An 18,453-nucleotide genomic window follows, 5' to 3' on the forward strand; every position below is an offset into this window, starting at 1 on the left:
TCAGAAAGTTACGCCAGCACAGAGAATGATATTCGCATACGGGGAACACTCCCCGCTGCGAATGACCGCCTGTGCGTCGGCGGTGTGCTGCTTGAACTGCTCATGACTGATATAGCGAATTGAAATGGTATTTCCCTGGTGTTGCTGCAGTTGCTCGATGTGTCTGAGCAACGTTTCGTGGAGCTGCGGATTATGCTGTTGAATTTCCTGAGCAAGGATCGCTGCTTCAACCTGCATCTCCTGCGTGACGACGTCGACCACCTGCATAAAGCCCGGTACGCCCTGCGTCAGTGCCAAATCAATGCGCGTTGTGCTGCGCGGAATCGGCAACCCGGCATCGGCGACCACCAGCGCGTCGGTGTGGCCAAGGCGGGAGATCACGGACGAGATATCAGCGTTAAGAACAGTGCCTTTCTTCATTTTTATACTCCACTAGCGAAACGTTTCGCTAACAAGAGTGTAAGAAAGAAGCTGATGAGAAAACAACCGCGAGGTTATGAAAATGTGATCGCTATCGAAACGTTTCGCGCACGGACATTTGAGGAGGAAGCTGTAAGGCGGGTAAGCATCAGCGCCACCCACCGGAAAGCCTGCGTGGTGGAGGGCGCAGGCGCTTATCCGCCCTACAAAAAGTGAGAAAGGTTTAAATTTCTACTTGGGTACCCAGTTCGATAACCCTGTTCGGCGGGATTTCAAACTGGTCCGGCGCCCGCAGCGCATTTCGTTGCAGGGCCAGGAACAGCTTGCCGCGCAGACGCAGATACCATGGGCGTTTGCCAATGATCAGCGACTCGTGAGACATGAAGAACGAGGTTTCCATCATCCGGCAGCTCAGGCCTTCCAGACCACAGCGGCGGAACACCTCTTCCACGTTTGGCGTTTCACGCCAGCCGTAGCTCGCCACCACTCGCCAGAACGTTGGTGACAGCTGTTCGATGGAGACTCGCTTCACGTTATGCACGTAAGGCGCATCTTCCGTGCGTAGCGTCAGCAGCACAACCCGCTCGTGCAGCACTTTGTTGTGCTTGAGGTTATGTAGCATCGCAAACGGAATCACGTTCAGTGCGCGGGACATATAGACCGCGGTCCCCGGCACGCGTACCGGCGGAGATTTTTCCAGCGAGGCAATCATCGCTTCCAGAGAATTACCGTGTTCATGCATGCGACGCAGCAGGCGGAAGCGTTCGCTTTTCCATGTCGTCATGATGACAAACATCACCAGCGCCAGGGTTAGCGGCAGCCAGCCGCCGGAGAATATTTTCACCGCGTTGGCAGAAAAGAGCGGGATGTCGATGCACAGGAATCCAACGCCCATCAGCAGTACGCCAATTCGGCTCCAGTCCCAGTTTTTTCGCGCCACGGTACACAAAAGAATCGAGGTCAGCACCATCGTGCCGGTGACCGCAATCCCGTAAGCCGCGGCCAGGTTGCTGGAGTGCTCAAAGCTGACAATCACGATGACCACGGAGATATAGAGGATCCAGTTAATCGCCGGAACGTAAATCTGCCCGGATTCCATTTCTGAAGTATGAATAATGCGCATCGGCGACAGGTAGCCCAGACGCACCGCCTGACGAGTCAGCGAGAAAACACCGGAGATCACCGCCTGGGAGGCAATAACCGTGGCGAGCGTCGCCAGAATCATCAGTGGGATTAGCGCCCAGTCCGGGGCCAGCAGGAAGAACGGGTTTTTGATCGCTTCCGGGGTTGTCAGCAGCAGCGCTCCCTGGCCGAAGTAATTCAACACCAGCGACGGCAGCACTACGATGAACCACGCGATACGAATCGGGAATTTACCAAAGTGCCCCATGTCCGCATACAGCGCTTCCACTCCGGTAATAGAGAGCACGACGGCACCGAGCGCGAAGAAGGAAACGGTTTTATATTCCAGGAAGAAGTGGATGGCCCAGGCCGGGTTCAGCGCCTGCAGCACTTCCGGGTTGGCGATAATACTGCGCGCGCCAAGCACCGCCAGCACCAGGAACCACAGCAGCATGACCGGAGCAAAGAGTTTGCCCACCATGCCGGTCCCGTGCTTCTGGATCATAAACAGCAGTGTCAGGACGACTATCGACAGCGGGACGATATAGGCATCAAGCGACGGCGCGGCTATCTCTAGCCCCTCTATTGCTGACATCACGGATATCGCCGGGGTTATCACCACCTCGCCATAGAAGAAGCTACCGCCGATCAATCCCATGATCACCAGTACCGAGGTCATTTTTGCTGAGGTGTTTCGCCCCGCCAGCGACATCAACGTCAGGATCCCCCCCTCGCCCGCGTTATCCGCACGCATGACGAAGGTCAGATATTTCACGGAGACGACTAAGACTAAAAGCCAAAAAATTAAGGACAAAAAACCGAACACGGCGTCGCGTTCCACGCCAAAACCAAACTGTCCGGAGAGACATTCACGAAGGGTATAAAGCGGGCTGGTACCGATATCGCCGTACACTACCCCAATTGCCGCCAGCGTAATCGCGGGCAATGATTGTTTATTATCAGCGCTCATAGACTAATCTTTTGTTGGAATCCCGAAAACGTGTGCTTAGTCCCTTGGCCCACAAAAAGGCGCACAGTATGCACGATAATCAAGGAAATCGTACCCCTAAATGCAATTGGCTTATCTCAGGTCAGCGAAAAAAGAGCCGCTCATCAACCCATTAACGAGATTATCCAGAAACGATATACTCGCCTACCCGCATAGCGATGACCGCGTAAGGATCCAAACGTAATTATGGCTCAATCACATTTATTGGCTGAAAGAATTTCCAGGCTTAGCCAGGCGCTGGAGAAAGGGTTGTTTGAGCGCCAGCATGCCATCCGCCTTTGCCTGCTCGCGGCGCTGAGCGGCGAAAGCGTTTTTCTGCTGGGGCCGCCTGGTATCGCCAAAAGCCTGATTGCCCGCCGTATGAAGTTTGCTTTTAAGCATGCCCGCGCGTTTGAGTATCTGATGACGCGTTTCTCTACGCCGGAGGAAGTCTTCGGGCCGCTGTCCATTCAGGCGCTGAAAGATGAGGGACGTTATGAACGCCTCACTGCAGGCTATTTGCCGGAAGCTGAAATCGTGTTTCTGGATGAAATCTGGAAGGCTGGCCCGGCGATTCTGAATACCCTGCTTACCGCGATAAACGAACGGCGGTTCCGCAACGGTGCCAGCGAAGAGAAAATCCCCATGCGTCTGCTGGTAGCGGCCTCCAACGAGCTTCCGGAAGCGGACAGCAGCCTGGAAGCCCTGTACGACCGTATGCTGATCCGCCTGTGGCTCGATAAAGTACAGGAAAAAGGCAATTTCCGCTCGATGCTCACCAGCCAGCATGATGAAAACGATAATCCGGTGGCCGAGAGCCTGCAGGTTACCGACGAAGAATATTTCAGCTGGCAGAAAGAGATTGGCGGCGTTCAGCTGCCCGATCATGTCTTCGAACTGATCTTCAGCCTGCGCCAGCAGCTCGATGAGATTTCCGGCGCGCCTTACGTTTCCGACCGCCGCTGGAAAAAAGCTATCCGTTTGTTGCAGGCCAGCGCCTTTTTCAGCGGGCGTTCCGCCGTCGCCCCTATCGACCTTATCCTGTTAAAAGACTGCCTGTGGCACGATACCGCCGCCATGAACCTGATGCAGCAGCAGCTCGAAATATTGATGACCGGGCAGGCCTGGCAGCAGCATGCAATGATCGGCAAGCTGGGCGCAATCGTGCAGCGCCGCATTCAGCTTCAGCAGCAGCACAGCGACCGCGAGGCGATAACCGTCAATAAACAGGGCGGGATGTTCAGCCGTCGTCCGCACTACGAGCTGCCGGAATCACTGGCCGGTGAAACGCTGACGCTGCTGCTGCAGCAGCCGCTGAGACTGCACGATATCGAAGTTATCCACGTCGCCATTACCCGCGAGGCGCTTGAGCACTGGCTGGATAAAGGCGGAGAGATACGCGGCAAACTTAACGGCATCGGTTTCGCTCAGTCGCTGAATATGGAAGTGGACAGTACGCAGCATCTGATTATCCGGGATGTCAGCCTGCAGGGCACTCGCCTGGTGATGCCGGGCAAACAACAGCAGGGCGTGCCGGACGAAATCAAAAAGCAGTTTGACGATCTGGAGGCCACCCTCCACCAGCAGCACGAACGCTTTAACGATCAGCAAAAATGCCTGTTTATCCACAGCGACTGGCTGGCGAAGATCGAAGCAAGCCTGCAGGACGTCGCCGCGCAGATTAAACAGGCTCGCCAGTAATGCTCAGCCTAGAAACCCTCGATATTATTCTGGCGATAAGCGAAGCCGAACTTATTGAGGAGATCATTCTGGGCCTGCTGGCTGCGCCGCAGCTGGCCGTCTTCTTTGAGAAATTCCCCCGGCTGAAAAACGCCATGACGAAGGATATTCCTCGCTGGCGGGAGCTGCTCAGGGCCAGAATACATGACGCTAACGTCCCGCCAGAGCTTGCCGATGAAGTAGCCAGCTTTCAGCAAGCGCAGGTGCTGACCACCAGCCAGCTCAATGCCAGGCTAATGGAGTTTCTGGCGCAGCTGAAGAGCCTTGAGTCGCCTTTTTATGGCCAGGCGCAGGCACTGGTGGCGGAACATCCTCATTTTACTCCAGCCCAGCACACTCTCTTTCTGCAACGCTGGAGGCTTAGCCTGGTTGTGCAGGCGACTTCGTTAAACCAGCAGTTGCTGGAGGAAGAGCGTGACGCGTTGGTGGCAGAAGTTCAGGCGCGGCTGGCGATGAGCGGGCAGCTGGCCCCGGTGCTATCGGAGAACGACAACGCCGCCGGACGGCTGTGGGATATGAGCGCCGGAACGCTGACGCACGGTGACTATCAGCTCATCGTGCAGTACGGGGAGTTTCTGGCAGGCCAGCCCGAACTGCTTAAGCTTGCAGAACAGCTTGGGCGTTCGAAAGAGGCGAAATCAGTTCCGAGAAAAGACGCCCCTTCAGAAAAGTGGCGCATGATGGTCCGGGAACCCGCAACGGTGCCGGAGCAGGTCGACGGGCTACATCGCAGTGACGACATTCTTCGTCTGTTACCCCCGGAGCTCGCCACGCTCGGCATTACCGAACTGGAGTTCGAATTTTACCGGCGGCTGGTGGAGAAGCAGCTGCTCACCTATCGCCTGCACGGCGATGCCTGGCGTGAGAAACTGGTGGAACGTCCTGTCGTGCATCAGGATTTTGACGAACAGCCGCGCGGGCCGTTTATTGTCTGCGTAGATACTTCCGGCTCGATGGGCGGCTTTAATGAGCAGTGTGCGAAGGCGTTCTGTCTGGCGCTGATGCGCGTTGCGCTGGCTGACAACCGCCGCTGTTTTATCATGCTGTTTTCAAGCGAAGTAGTGCGCTATGAAGTCTGCGGCCCGGACGGCATCGAGCAGGCAATCCGCTTCCTCAGCCAGCGCTTCCGTGGCGGCACGGATCTGGCCAGCTGTTTTCGTTCGATTGTTGAGAAAATGCAGGGCAGCGAATGGTTTGACGCCGACGCGGTAGTGATCTCTGACTTTATCGCCCAGCGGCTGCCGGACGAGCTGGTCACTAAGGTGAAGGGGTTACAGCAGGCCCACCAGCACAGGTTTCACGCGGTGGCGATGTCAGGACACGGCAAGCCCGGCATCATGCGCATATTCGATCATATCTGGCGCTTTGATACCGGGATGCGAAGCCGCCTGCTGAGACGCTGGCAGCGCTAAGGCTTACAGCAGAGCGTCTACTTTGCTCTGCACTTCGACAGGCCACACGCCGCACTGCACCTGACCGATATGCGGCTGCTGTAATAAAAGCATGGTCAGGCGGGACAGCCCGATACCGCCGCCGATGGTCTGCGGCATTTCACCTTTCAGCAGCGACTGGTGCCACTCCAGCGCTAAGCGATCTTCATCTCCGGTTACCGCCAGCTGGCGCTTCAGCGTTTCAGCATCCACACGGATCCCCATTGAAGAGAGCTCGAAGGCGTCTTCCAGCACCGGGTTCCACACCAGAATGTCACCGTTCAGACCAGCAAAACCGGCATCGCTGCGGGTTGACCAGTCATCATAATCCGGGGCGCGTACGTCGTGACGTTTGCCGTCTCCCAGCTTGCCGCCGATACCAATCAGGAACACCGCGCCTTTCTCTTTTGCGATGGCGCGCTCACGGCCTTTGGCATCCAGCTCCGGGAAGCGCAGCTGGAGCTCTTCACTGTGGACGAAGTGAATTTGTTCCGGCAGGAACGCCGTCAGGCCGTATTGCTCGCTAACCGCGGCTTCCGTGGCCTTCATGGCGGCCCAGATGCTTTCTACGGTCTGCTTAAGCGTACCCAGATGACGTTCACCGTCGCCCATCACGCGCTCCCAGTCCCACTGATCGACATAGACCGAGTGGATTGGCGTGAGGCGGTCTTCATCGGGGCGAAGGGCTTTCATGTGCGTGTAAAGCCCTTCGCCCGCGCTGAAGTCGTGCTGGCCGAGCGTTTTTCTTTTCCATTTGGCCAGCGAATGCACCACTTCAAACTGCGCCTCAGGCAAGGTCTTCACCTTCACCTGTACCGCTTTTTCGCAGCCAGAGAGATTGTCCTGTGTGCCATCACCCACGCGGCTAAGAATCGGAGCCTGGACTTCAATCAGACCAAGCTTTTCTTCCAGCTGACGAGAGAAATGAGATTTCACAAAACTGATCTGGCGTTGCTTAGCGATGTAGGCCGTTTTCATGGTTTTTCTCTTTGTTGTGTTGTTTCAGTAACAGCGATTAAGCAACAGAAAGCACCCAACATTCAATAATCAACAATAAAAAAGGCGTTAGCCATTTTAATTGATTAAAATAAGGGGGTTAAAAATAAACAATCGACATTAATCATAGGAAAAACTGATGGATAATTATCAGATCGATAATCTGGATCGCGGCATCCTCGAGGCGTTAATGGCAAATGCGCGTACCGCGTATGCCGAACTGGCCAAGCAGTTCGGGGTAAGTCCCGGCACCATTCACGTCCGCGTAGAGAAGATGAAGCAGGCCGGGATTATCACCGGTGCACGTATCGACATCAGCCCGAAACAGCTCGGCTACGACGTCTGCTGCTTTATCGGCATTATCCTGAAGAGCGCTAAAGATTACCCTTCCGCGCTGGCAAGACTCGAAAGCCTGGAAGAGGTGACCGAGGCCTACTACACCACCGGCCACTACAGCATCTTTATTAAAGTGATGTGCCGATCCATCGACGCCCTGCAGCAGGTACTTATCAACAAGATCCAAACAATCGATGAAATTCAGTCCACCGAAACTCTGATCTCCCTGCAGAACCCGATTATGCGGACGATCAAGCCCTGATAGCTAAATGTAATACCCATATTATCCACAGGTAGATCGCAGGCCTTACACAGCGTACAATGCAAAACGTTTTAAAGAGGCGGATAGCAATGGCAGACATTACCCTGATCAGTGGCAGCACACTTGGCAGTGCCGAATACGTAGCTGAACATCTGGCTGAGAAGCTGGAAGAGGCCGGTTTCTCGACGGAAACCCTCCATGGACCACTGCTTGAGGATCTGCAAACCAGCGGTGTCTGGCTGATTGTTTCCTCTACGCATGGCGCAGGCGATCTGCCGGATAACCTGCAACCTCTTTATGATGCAATAAAGGAAGAAAATCCGGATCTGAGCAACGTACGCTACGGTGCAGTAGGGATCGGCAGCCGCGAATACGATACGTTTTGCGGTGCCATCGAGAAAATCGATGCCCTGCTGATCGGCTGCGGAGCAAAAAGAGTAGGATCTTTGCTGAAGGTGAACATCCTCGATCACGATATTCCTGAAGATCCGGCTGAGGTTTGGGTCGGATCCTGGAAGAATTTACTCCAGGATTTGTAAAGATCGTCCTTTCTTCTGTGTATAACTATGCTTAAAAGCTCGTAGTAACCGGTAGTTATCCCAATAACAACGGCTGTTCACTTTTTGAGTTGTGCATAACCCTCGCTTTTGATCCCAGCTTATACGGTGTGGGATCACCGATCATTCACAGCAAACGATCTATCTTAATCATTTGATCTCTTTATTGAAAAAAGGCTTATCCACAGAACATGGCGATCCTAATAAGAGATCATAATAAAGAGATCTTTAAATAAAAAAGATCTTCTTTTAATTACCGAGGATCCCGGCACTTTCTCCATCGGCTAAAGTTGAGTAGAATCGCCATCCCGGGAATCAGTCACCCTCCCGTTTAACCACGAGGCAGTCACCATGTTTTATCCAGATCCTTTTGACGTCATCATCATTGGCGGGGGTCATGCAGGCACCGAGGCCGCTATGGCCGCAGCCCGAATGGGTCAACAGACCCTACTTCTGACACACAATATCGACACGCTGGGACAGATGTCCTGTAACCCGGCGATCGGCGGTATTGGCAAGGGACATCTGGTTAAAGAAGTGGACGCGCTGGGCGGACTGATGGCGAAGGCGATCGATCATGCTGGCATACAGTTTAGAATACTAAACGCCAGCAAAGGCCCGGCCGTACGAGCCACTCGAGCTCAGGCTGACCGCGTACTGTATCGCCAGGCTGTAAGAACCGCACTGGAGAACCAGCCAAACCTGATGATCTTCCAGCAGGCGGTTGAAGATCTGATTGTCGAAAACGATCGTGTGGTGGGTGCGGTAACCCAGATGGGACTTAAATTCCGCGCTAAATCCGTCGTGCTGACCGTCGGGACTTTCCTTGATGGAAAAATTCATATCGGACTGGATAACTACAGCGGTGGCCGTGCCGGCGATCCGCCGTCCATTTCGCTTTCACGCCGTCTGCGTGAACTCCCTCTGCGCGTAAACCGCCTGAAGACAGGTACGCCACCGCGCATTGATGCCCGAACTATCGATTTCAGCGTACTTGCCCAGCAGCACGGGGATAACCCCATGCCGGTCTTCTCGTTCATGGGGAACGTGAGCCAGCATCCTGCGCAGGTACCGTGCTACATCACGTATACCAACGAAAAAACGCACGACGTTATTCGTAATAACCTCGACCGCAGTCCGATGTATGCAGGCGTGATCGAGGGTATTGGCCCACGCTACTGCCCGTCCATCGAAGACAAAGTGATGCGCTTTGCCGACCGCAACCAGCATCAAATCTTCCTTGAGCCAGAAGGACTTACCAGCAACGAAGTTTACCCGAACGGTATCTCCACCAGCCTGCCGTTTGACGTCCAGATGCAGATCGTCCGCTCAATGCAGGGGATGGAAAACGCGAAGATCGTTCGCCCTGGCTATGCCATTGAGTACGACTTCTTCGATCCTCGCGATCTGAAACCGACTCTGGAAAGCAAATACATCCAGGGGCTGTTCTTTGCCGGACAAATCAACGGCACCACCGGATACGAAGAAGCGGCAGCACAGGGGCTACTGGCAGGCCTTAATGCAGGACGCTACTCCGCCGAAAAAGAAGGCTGGGCACCGCGTCGCGATCAGGCCTATCTGGGCGTTCTGGTTGACGATCTCTGCACCCTGGGAACCAAAGAACCGTACCGCATGTTCACCTCTCGTGCCGAATACCGCCTGATGCTGCGTGAAGACAATGCCGATCTGCGCTTAACCGCCGCAGGCCGTGAGATGGGACTGGTAGACGACGAACGCTGGGCACGCTTCAACGAGAAGCTTGAGAGCATTGAGCAAGAGCGTCAGCGCCTGAAAGACATCTGGCTGCATCCGCACTCAGCACAGGTCGAAGAAGTTAACGCGAAGCTCAGCGCACCGCTCTCCCGCGAGGCAAACGGCGAAGATTTACTGCGCCGCCCGGAAATGACCTATGCCAGCATGATGGAGCTGTCCGCATTTGCGCCGGGTCTGGCCGATCCGCAGTCTGCCGAGCAGGTCGAGATCCAGGTTAAGTACGAAGGGTATATCGCCCGCCAGCAAGAAGAGATCGACAAGCAGCTGCGTAACGAAAATACCGTGCTGCCCGCTACGCTGGATTACAGCCAGGTCAACGGGCTGTCTAACGAAGTGATCGCCAAGCTAAACGATCACAAACCTGTCTCGATCGGTCAGGCATCGCGTATTTCGGGGATCACCCCGGCGGCGATCTCCATTTTGCTCATCTGGCTAAAAAAACAGGGACTACTGCGCCGCAGCGCCTGATAACGTATTGATCCGGGCCAGGTTATCCTGGCCTCTTTTTTAATGGGTACTGATAACCGTGCTAAACAAACTGAATCACCTGCTGGATAGCGCAGGCATCACGCTTCCTGAAAGCCAGAAACAACAGCTGGTGGGCTACGTTGAACTGCTGCATAAGTGGAATAAGGCGTATAATCTGACGTCGGTTCGCGATCCTGACGAAATGCTGGTGCGCCACATCCTCGACAGCATTGTCGTTGAGCCGCATCTGCAGGGAACCCGTTTTATCGATGTCGGTACTGGACCTGGCCTGCCGGGCATACCGTTGGCCATTGTGCGTCCTGATTCGCATTTCACCCTGCTAGACAGCTTAGGCAAGCGCGTGCGCTTTTTGCGCCAGGTTCAGCATGAACTGCATCTGGAGAATGTCACGCCGGTTCAGAGCCGCGTGGAAGCGTTCCCCGCAGAGCCGCCGTTTGACGGCGTAATCAGCCGGGCGTTTGCATCGCTGACCGACATGGTGAGCTGGTGTCACCACCTGTCGGGGCCGGATGGCAAGTTCTACGCGCTCAAAGGCTTACGTCCTGATGATGAAATCGCTTCGCTGCCCGAAGCATTCCGCGTGGAAGAAATTGTTCGTTTGCAGGTGCCGAAGCTGGATGGCGAACGCCATTTGGTGGTTATTAAGGCAAACAAAAATTAATATTTATCAAAAAATGTGAAAAAAGCAGTGTTTCAAGCAGGTTAAAATCAGCGGGCGTTAATAATGAAATGAAAAGTTACATTTAACCAATTGTTAACAATCAATCCGATGATTTTTAACTGCTGTTCATTTAGTTTTCATGGAAATAGTCAACATTGAAAATATAACCCTGCTAAAAATACTGCGTCCGAACGGAATCAGAAGTTGTTAATTGTTTCTCGTAAATGTCAATGAAGTGTTTTTTTGGTGTTACGCGTCGTTTTCAAAAGAGTATCCATTAATCAGCATACTAATCAGTCACATGGGGTTAGCACTTTATGACCCAGACAAAGGGAGCAAGGATGTGAGATGTTTGAACTGTGATCGTGAACACGCTTTATTGCGTGCTATTTCAGCTGATTTGCAGTTTTCAAAAAAAGCATCGGCTTTCATCAAAAGTTGAAAAATAAGTCTGTAGAAAATTATTTAAACATTTGTTCACCTTTTTGCTACTTAATGTTTGAAATCACGGGGTAGCACCGTATAATTTGCTCGCTTTTTGAGGCTTGACTCAAAGTCGCAAAGGCAGTTTTATACGACACGCGGCATACCTCTTAAGGAGCAGGAGAAGAATACGTTATGTCGGTGTCGCTCTTGAGTCGAAACGTAGCCCGCAAGCTACTGCTCCTCCAGTTTTTAGCAGTGATAACAATCGGATTGTTGTTCTGCCTGAAAGACCCCTTCTGGGGCGCTTCTGCGATTAGCGGAGGTCTGGCAGCCTGGTTGCCAAACGTAGTATTTATGATATTTGCCTGGCGTCATCAGGCGCATACACCCGCTAAAGGCCGTATGGCCTGGACATTTGCCATCGGCGAAGTGTTAAAGGTGGCTGCGAGTTTTAGCATTCTGCTGATGGCGCTGGTAGGCTTTAAGGCGGTAGTTTTGCCGCTGATAGTGACCTGGTTATCGGTGCTGGTTGTGCAGATACTCGCACCAGCTGTAATTAACAACAAAGGGTAAGAGGCATCATGTCTGCAGGAGAAATCTCTACACCGCAGGAGTATATAGGCCACCATCTGAATAACCTTCAGCTGGACCTGCGTACTTTCTCGCTGGTGGATCCGCATAACCCCCCGGCCACCTTCTGGACGCTCAATATTGACTCCATGTTCTTCTCAGTGGTCCTGGGTCTCTTGTTCCTGGTTATCTTCCGTCGAGTTGCGAAAACCGCAACCAGCGGCGTACCGGGTAAATTTCAGACAGCAGTTGAGCTGATTATTGGCTTTGTGCATGGCAGCGTGAAAGACATGTACCATGGCAAAAGCAAAGTCATCGCGCCACTGGCCCTGACGATTTTCGTCTGGGTATTCCTGATGAACCTGATGGACCTGTTGCCAATCGATCTGCTGCCGTACATCGGCGAGCACATCTTCGGCCTGCCAGCCCTGCGCGTGGTACCGTCTGCGGACGTGAACATCACCCTCTCCATGGCGCTCGGCGTGTTTATCCTGATTCTCTTCTACAGCATCAAAATGAAAGGCATTGGCGGCTTCACGAAAGAGCTGACGCTGCAGCCGTTCAATCACTGGGCATTTATTCCTGTCAACTTAATCCTTGAAGGGGTAAGCCTGCTGTCTAAGCCTGTGTCACTGGGTCTGCGACTGTTCGGCAATATGTATGCCGGTGAGCTGATTTTCATTCTGATTGCTGGACTGTTGCCGTGGTGGTCACAGTGGATTCTGAATGTGCCATGGGCCATTTTCCACATCCTGATCATTACGCTGCAAGCCTTCATCTTCATGGTTCTGACGATCGTCTATCTGTCGATGGCGTCTGAAGAGCATTGATTTTACTTACCACTACTGCGTTTTAACTGAAACAAACTGGAGACTGTCATGGAAAACCTGAATATGGATCTGCTGTACATGGCTGCCGCTATTATGATGGGTCTTGCGGCAATCGGTGCTGCGATCGGTATCGGCATCCTCGGAGGTAAATTCCTGGAAGGCGCAGCGCGTCAACCGGATCTGATCCCTCTGCTGCGTACTCAGTTCTTTATCGTAATGGGTCTGGTGGATGCAATCCCAATGATCGCTGTTGGTCTGGGTCTGTACGTGATGTTCGCCGTCGCGTAGTGAGCGTTGCTTAAGATACCAAGCAATATCAGAACGTTAACTAACAAAGAGGCATTGTGCTGTGAATCTTAACGCAACAATCCTCGGCCAGGCCATCGCGTTTGTCCTGTTTGTTCTGTTCTGCATGAAGTATGTATGGCCGCCATTAATGGCTGCCATCGAGAAGCGTCAAAAAGAAATTGCTGACGGTCTCTCTTCTGCAGAACGTGCCAAAAAGGACCTTGACCTTGCACAGGCCAACGCGACCGACCAGCTGAAAAAAGCCAAAGCGGAAGCTCAGGTGATCATCGAGCAGGCGAACAAACGCCGCGCTCAGATCGTCGAAGAAGCGAAAACCGAGGCAGAGCAGGAACGTAACAAAATCGTGGCACAGGCCCAGGCAGAAATCGACGCAGAGCGTAAGCGCGCTCGCGAAGAACTGCGTAAGCAAGTCGCTCTGCTGGCAATTGCCGGCGCTGAGAAGATCATTGAACGTTCCGTGGATGAAGCTGCTAACAGCGACATCGTTGATAAACTGGTCGCTGAACTGTAAGGAGGGAGGGGCTGATGTCTGAATTTGTAACTGTAGCTCGCCCCTACGCCAAAGCAGCTTTTGACTTTGCCGTTGAACACCAAAGCGTAGAGAGCTGGCAGCAAATGCTGGCTTTTGCCGCCGAAGTGTCTGAAAACGAACAAATCGCAGAGCTTCTTTCTGGTGCACTGGCGCCGGAAACTCTCTCTGAGTCGTTTATCGCCATCTGTGGTGACCAACTCGACGCTAACGGCCAGAACCTGATTAAGGTGATGGCTGAGAACGGGCGTCTGAAGGTTCTTCCTGATGTTCTTGAGCAGTTTGTTCAGTTGCGCGCAGCCCAGGAGGCTACCGTTGAAGTCGAAGTGACTTCCGCAAACGCACTGAATGAAACCCAGCTTTCGAAAATCAGCGCCGCGATGGAAAAACGTCTGTCACGCAAAGTGAAGCTGAATTGCAAAATTGACAAGTCTGTAATGGCAGGTGTCATCATCCGAGCGGGTGATATGGTCATTGATGGTAGCGTACGCGCCCGTCTTGATCGCCTGGCAGACGTCTTGCAGTCTTAAGGGGACTGGAGCATGCAACTGAATTCCACCGAAATCAGCGAACTGATCAAGCAGCGCATTGCTCAGTTCAATGTGGTGAGCGAAGCTCACAACGAAGGTACTATCGTATCCGTCAGTGACGGTATCATCCGTGTACACGGCCTGGCCGATGTCATGCAGGGTGAGATGATCTCCCTGCCGGGTAACCGTTACGCCATTGCACTGAACCTCGAGCGCGACTCTGTAGGTGCAGTAGTAATGGGTCCGTACGCTGACCTTGCCGAAGGCATGAAAGTTAAGTGTACTGGCCGTATTCTTGAAGTTCCTGTCGGTCGTGGCCTGCTGGGCCGCGTGGTGAACACCCTGGGTGCACCCATCGACGGTAAAGGTCCACTGGACCACGACGGCTTCTCAGCCGTTGAAGCCATCGCTCCGGGCGTAATCGAGCGTCAGTCCGTAGACCAGCCTGTACAGACTGGCTATAAATCTGTTGATGCCATGATTCCAATCGGCCGTGGTCAGCGTGAGCTGGTCATCGGTGACCGTCAGACCGGTAAAACCGCACTGGCCATTGATGCCATCATCAACCAGCGCGATTCCGGCATCAAATGTATCTATGTTGCTATCGGCCAGAAAGCGTCCACTATCTCTAACGTGGTTCGTAAACTGGAAGAGCACGGCGCGCTGGCAAACACCATCGTTGTTGTTGCAACCGCATCAGAATCTGCTGCGCTGCAATACCTGGCACCGTACTCCGGCTGCGCAATGGGTGAATACTTCCGTGACCGCGGCGAAGACGCTCTGATCGTTTATGACGATCTGTCCAAACAGGCCGTTGCTTACCGTCAGATTTCCCTGCTGCTTCGTCGTCCACCAGGTCGTGAAGCTTATCCGGGCGACGTTTTCTATCTTCACTCCCGTCTGCTGGAACGTGCTGCGCGTGTTAACGCCGATTACGTTGAAGCATTCACCAAAGGTGAAGTGAAAGGGAAAACCGGTTCACTGACCGCGCTGCCAATTATCGAAACGCAAGCTGGTGACGTTTCCGCGTTCGTTCCGACCAACGTAATTTCCATTACCGATGGTCAGATCTTCCTGGAATCCAACCTGTTTAACGCCGGTATTCGTCCAGCGGTTAACCCGGGTATCTCCGTATCCCGTGTTGGTGGTGCAGCGCAGACCAAGATCATGAAAAAACTGTCCGGTGGTATCCGTACCGCGCTGGCACAGTACCGTGAACTTGCAGCGTTCTCTCAGTTTGCATCCGACCTTGACGATGCGACCCGTAAGCAGCTGAACCACGGTCAGAAAGTGACCGAGCTTCTGAAGCAGAAACAGTATGCGCCAATGTCCGTTGCGCATCAGTCTCTGGTTCTGTTCGCTGCTGAACGCGGTTACCTCGAAGATGTGGAACTGGCCAAAATCGGTAGCTTCGAAGCCGCTCTGATGGCTTACGTTGACCGTGACCATGCTCCGCTGATGCAAGAAATCAACCAATCTGGTGGCTATAACGACGAAATCGAAGGCAAGCTGAAAGGCATCCTCGATTCCTTCAAAGCAACTCAGTCCTGGTAAAGTCTGGCGGCTTGTCTTAGGGCAAGCCGCAAGGCATTGAGGAGAAGCTCATGGCCGGCGCAAAAGAGATACGTAGTAAGATCGCAAGCGTCCAGAACACGCAGAAGATTACCAAAGCAATGGAAATGGTCGCCGCGTCCAAAATGCGTAAATCGCAGGAACGTATGGCAGCCAGCCGTCCTTACGCAGACACCATGCGTAAAGTGATTGGCCACCTTGCTCTGGGTAATCTTGAATACAAACACCCTTACCTGGATGAACGCGAAGTTAAACGCGTGGGCTACCTGGTGGTGTCCACTGACCGTGGTCTGTGCGGTGGTTTGAACATTAACCTGTTCAAAAAGCTGCTGGCTGACATGAAAGGATGGTCCGATAAAGGCGTTCAGAGCGAAATCGCGATGATCGGCTCTAAGGGTGTCTCTTTCTTCAACTCTGTGGGCGGCAATGTTGTTGCTCAGGTGACCGGTATGGGCGATAACCCTTCCCTGTCCGAGTTGATTGGCCCGGTGAAAGTGATGTTGCAGGCCTACGATGAAGGCCGTCTGGACAAGCTGTATGTTGTCAGCAACAAATTTATTAACACAATGTCTCAGGTTCCAACAATCACCCAGCTGCTGCCGTTACCGCCAGCAGACGACGGCGAATTGAAAAAGAAATCCTGGGACTATCTGTATGAACCTGATCCAAAGGCACTGCTGGACACCCTGCTGCGTCGTTATGTGGAATCTCAGGTTTATCAGGGCGTCGTAGAAAACCTGGCCAGCGAGCAGGCCGCACGAATGGTGGCGATGAAAGCCGCTACCGACAATGGCGGCAGCCTGATTAAAGAGCTGCAGTTGGTATACAACAAAGCTCGTCAGGCCAGCATTACTCAGGAGCTCACCGAAATCGTCGGTGGCGCGTCCGCGGTATAACCAGGTTTACGTATTTAGAGGATTCGAGATGGCTACTGGAAAGATTATCCAGGTAATCGGCGCCGTGGTGGACGTCGAGTTCCCTCAGGATGCCGTACCAAAAGTGTACGACGCTCTTGAGGTTACAAATGGTAATGACCGTCTGGTGCTGGAAGTTCAGCAGCAGTTAGGTGGTGGCGTAGTGCGTACTATCGCCATGGGTACGTCTGATGGTTTGCGTCGTGGTCTGGAAGTTTCTAACCTCGATCACCCAATTGAAGTGCCGGTAGGTAAAGCAACCCTGGGCCGTATCATGAACGTCCTGGGCCAGCCTATCGACATGAAAGGCGATATCGGCGAAGAAGAGCGTTGGGCGATTCACCGTCCTGCGCCAAGCTACGAAGAGCTGTCCAGCTCCCAGGATCTGCTGGAAACCGGCATCAAAGTAATGGACCTGATTTGCCCGTTCGCTAAGGGCGGTAAAGTTGGTCTGTTCGGTGGTGCGGGCGTAGGTAAAACTGTAAACATGATGGAGCTGATCCGTAACATCGCGATCGAGCACTCCGGTTACTCCGTGTTTGCAGGCGTGGGTGAGCGTACTCGTGAGGGTAACGACTTCTACCACGAAATGACCGACTCCAACGTTCTGGACAAAGTATCACTGGTGTATGGCCAGATGAACGAGCCACCAGGTAACCGTCTGCGCGTAGCGCTGACCGGCCTGACCATGGCTGAGAAGTTCCGTGACGAAGGTCGTGACGTTCTGCTGTTCGTGGATAACATTTACCGTTATACCCTGGCCGGTACAGAAGTATCTGCACTGCTGGGTCGTATGCCATCTGCGGTAGGTTATCAGCCAACTCTGGCTGAAGAGATGGGTGTTTTGCAGGAGCGTATTACCTCCACCAAAACGGGCTCTATCACTTCTGTTCAGGCGGTATACGTACCTGCGGATGACTTGACTGACCCGTCTCCAGCAACCACCTTTGCTCACTTAGATGCAACCGTGGTACTGAGCCGTAACATCGCGTCTCTGGGTATCTACCCTGCGGTAGATCCACTGGATTCCACCAGCCGTCAGTTAGATCCGCTGGTTGTTGGTCAGGAACACTACGACACCGCGCGTGGCGTGCAGTCTATTCTGCAACGTTACCAGGAACTGAAAGACATCATCGCCATTCTTGGTATGGATGAGCTTTCTGAAGAAGATAAACTGGTTGTAGCACGTGCGCGTAAGATCCAGCGCTTCCTGTCTCAGCCGTTCTTCGTTGCAGAAGTCTTTACCGGTTCTCCGGGCAAGTTCGTATCGCTGAAAGATACTATCCGTGGCTTTAAAGGCATCATGGACGGCGAATATGACCATCTGCCAGAGCAGGCGTTCTACATGGTTGGTACTATCGACGAAGCCGTTGAGAAAGCTAAAAAACTTTAACGCCTTAATCGGAGGGTGACATGGCAATGACATATCACCTGGACGTCGTCAGTGCGGAGAGCCAAATGTTCTCCGGTCTGGTCGAGAAGATCCAGGTAACGGGTAGCGAAGGCGAGCTGGGTATTTTCCCGGGTCACGCGCCGCTGCTCACCGCCATTAAGCCTGGTATGATCCGCATCGTTAAACAGCACGGACAAGAAGAGTTCATCTATCTGTCCGGTGGTGTGTTGGAAGTGCAGCCTGGTACGGTGACCGTGCTGGCTGATACCGCTATTCGCGGTCAGGATCTCGACGAAGCGCGAGCCCTGGAAGCGAAACGTAAAGCGGAAGAGCACATCCACAGCTCCCACGGTGATGTGGACTACGCTCAGGCTTCTGCTGAACTGGCGAAGGCGATCGCGAAACTACGCGTTATCGAATTGACCAGAAAAGCGATGTAACTACCTGCTTGAAAAGACAAATGCCAGTGAGTGCTGCTCACTGGTATTTTTTTTGCCTCCGGTACCTCCTCTTCACAGGCCGTAACCCGTCTTTATTCTCAGGTGAAAAGAAGCCTGAATCCAAAGAGATGCCCCGCTTTCAGTTGATCGGGTATACATTTTTGCC

Annotated in this window: 18 protein-coding genes; 15 read left to right on the forward strand and 3 right to left on the reverse strand. The window is 53.3% G+C overall.

Annotation, left to right across the window (positions count from 1 at the left end; all coding sequences use genetic code 11):
- Nucleotides 1-420: a D-ribose pyranase gene (gene rbsD / locus ACA108_22020; GenBank protein XEX95941.1), complete on the reverse strand. Its 420-nt coding sequence runs from the start codon at nucleotides 418-420 to the stop codon at nucleotides 1-3.
- Nucleotides 421-643: 223 nt separating this feature from the next.
- Nucleotides 644-2,512: a low affinity potassium transporter Kup gene (gene kup / locus ACA108_22025; GenBank protein ID XEX95942.1), complete on the reverse strand. Its 1,869-nt coding sequence runs from the start codon at nucleotides 2,510-2,512 to the stop codon at nucleotides 644-646.
- A gap of 225 nt (nucleotides 2,513-2,737) precedes the next feature.
- Between kup and ravA the strand changes: the two genes are divergently transcribed.
- On the forward strand, nucleotides 2,738-4,231 hold the full coding sequence (gene ravA / locus ACA108_22030; GenBank protein XEX95943.1) for an ATPase RavA: 1,494 nt from the start codon (nucleotides 2,738-2,740) through the stop codon (nucleotides 4,229-4,231).
- On the forward strand, nucleotides 4,231-5,682 hold the full coding sequence (gene viaA / locus ACA108_22035; protein ID XEX95944.1) for an ATPase RavA stimulator ViaA: 1,452 nt from the start codon (nucleotides 4,231-4,233) through the stop codon (nucleotides 5,680-5,682). Before ravA ends, viaA begins: the two co-directional genes overlap by 1 nt.
- 3 nt (nucleotides 5,683-5,685) lie before the next feature.
- Here viaA and asnA read toward each other — a convergent pair whose 3' ends face one another.
- Nucleotides 5,686-6,678, reverse strand: coding sequence for an aspartate--ammonia ligase (gene asnA, locus ACA108_22040; protein ID XEX95945.1), 993 nt, complete (start codon nucleotides 6,676-6,678; stop codon nucleotides 5,686-5,688).
- A gap of 157 nt (nucleotides 6,679-6,835) precedes the next feature.
- Here asnA and asnC point away from each other — a divergent pair, with 157 nt between their 5' ends.
- From asnC to ACA108_22105, 13 genes are all read left to right on the forward strand, one after another.
- Complete coding sequence (gene asnC / locus ACA108_22045; GenBank protein XEX95946.1) at nucleotides 6,836-7,294, forward strand: transcriptional regulator AsnC; 459 nt, start codon at nucleotides 6,836-6,838, stop codon at nucleotides 7,292-7,294.
- Between the two features lie 89 nt (nucleotides 7,295-7,383).
- Nucleotides 7,384-7,833: an FMN-binding protein MioC gene (gene mioC / locus ACA108_22050; GenBank protein ID XEX95947.1), complete on the forward strand. Its 450-nt coding sequence runs from the start codon at nucleotides 7,384-7,386 to the stop codon at nucleotides 7,831-7,833.
- Between the two features lie 369 nt (nucleotides 7,834-8,202).
- Nucleotides 8,203-10,092: a tRNA uridine-5-carboxymethylaminomethyl(34) synthesis enzyme MnmG gene (mnmG, locus tag ACA108_22055; protein ID XEX95948.1), complete on the forward strand. Its 1,890-nt coding sequence runs from the start codon at nucleotides 8,203-8,205 to the stop codon at nucleotides 10,090-10,092.
- A 58-nt stretch (nucleotides 10,093-10,150) separates the two neighbouring features.
- A complete protein-coding gene (rsmG, locus tag ACA108_22060) occupies nucleotides 10,151-10,774 on the forward strand; it encodes a 16S rRNA (guanine(527)-N(7))-methyltransferase RsmG (GenBank protein XEX95949.1) in 624 nt (207 codons plus the stop codon).
- A 618-nt stretch (nucleotides 10,775-11,392) separates the two neighbouring features.
- On the forward strand, nucleotides 11,393-11,773 hold the full coding sequence (atpI, locus tag ACA108_22065; protein XEX95950.1) for a F0F1 ATP synthase subunit I: 381 nt from the start codon (nucleotides 11,393-11,395) through the stop codon (nucleotides 11,771-11,773).
- A gap of 8 nt (nucleotides 11,774-11,781) precedes the next feature.
- On the forward strand, nucleotides 11,782-12,600 hold the full coding sequence (atpB, locus tag ACA108_22070; GenBank protein XEX95951.1) for a F0F1 ATP synthase subunit A: 819 nt from the start codon (nucleotides 11,782-11,784) through the stop codon (nucleotides 12,598-12,600).
- Between the two features lie 48 nt (nucleotides 12,601-12,648).
- Nucleotides 12,649-12,888, forward strand: a complete 240-nt coding sequence (gene atpE, locus ACA108_22075) for a F0F1 ATP synthase subunit C (protein XEX95952.1) — start codon at nucleotides 12,649-12,651, stop codon at nucleotides 12,886-12,888.
- Between the two features lie 61 nt (nucleotides 12,889-12,949).
- Nucleotides 12,950-13,420, forward strand: a complete 471-nt coding sequence (gene atpF, locus ACA108_22080; GenBank protein ID XEX95953.1) for a F0F1 ATP synthase subunit B — start codon at nucleotides 12,950-12,952, stop codon at nucleotides 13,418-13,420.
- Between the two features lie 14 nt (nucleotides 13,421-13,434).
- Nucleotides 13,435-13,968 carry a F0F1 ATP synthase subunit delta gene (gene atpH / locus ACA108_22085; protein XEX95954.1) on the forward strand — a complete coding sequence of 178 codons (534 nt, stop codon included), beginning with the start codon at nucleotides 13,435-13,437 and terminating at the stop codon, nucleotides 13,966-13,968.
- A 12-nt stretch (nucleotides 13,969-13,980) separates the two neighbouring features.
- Nucleotides 13,981-15,522, forward strand: coding sequence for a F0F1 ATP synthase subunit alpha (atpA, locus tag ACA108_22090; protein XEX95955.1), 1,542 nt, complete (start codon nucleotides 13,981-13,983; stop codon nucleotides 15,520-15,522).
- A gap of 50 nt (nucleotides 15,523-15,572) precedes the next feature.
- On the forward strand, nucleotides 15,573-16,436 hold the full coding sequence (atpG, locus tag ACA108_22095) for a F0F1 ATP synthase subunit gamma (protein ID XEX95956.1): 864 nt from the start codon (nucleotides 15,573-15,575) through the stop codon (nucleotides 16,434-16,436).
- Nucleotides 16,437-16,464: 28 nt separating this feature from the next.
- Nucleotides 16,465-17,847, forward strand: coding sequence for a F0F1 ATP synthase subunit beta (atpD, locus tag ACA108_22100; GenBank protein XEX95957.1), 1,383 nt, complete (start codon nucleotides 16,465-16,467; stop codon nucleotides 17,845-17,847).
- Nucleotides 17,848-17,867: 20 nt separating this feature from the next.
- Nucleotides 17,868-18,287: a F0F1 ATP synthase subunit epsilon gene (locus ACA108_22105; GenBank protein ID XEX95958.1), complete on the forward strand. Its 420-nt coding sequence runs from the start codon at nucleotides 17,868-17,870 to the stop codon at nucleotides 18,285-18,287.
- Nucleotides 18,288-18,453 lie beyond the last annotated feature (166 nt).

It is taken from the genome of Dryocola sp. LX212 (assembly GCA_041504365.1).
Taxonomy (GTDB): Bacteria; Pseudomonadota; Gammaproteobacteria; order Enterobacterales; family Enterobacteriaceae; genus Dryocola.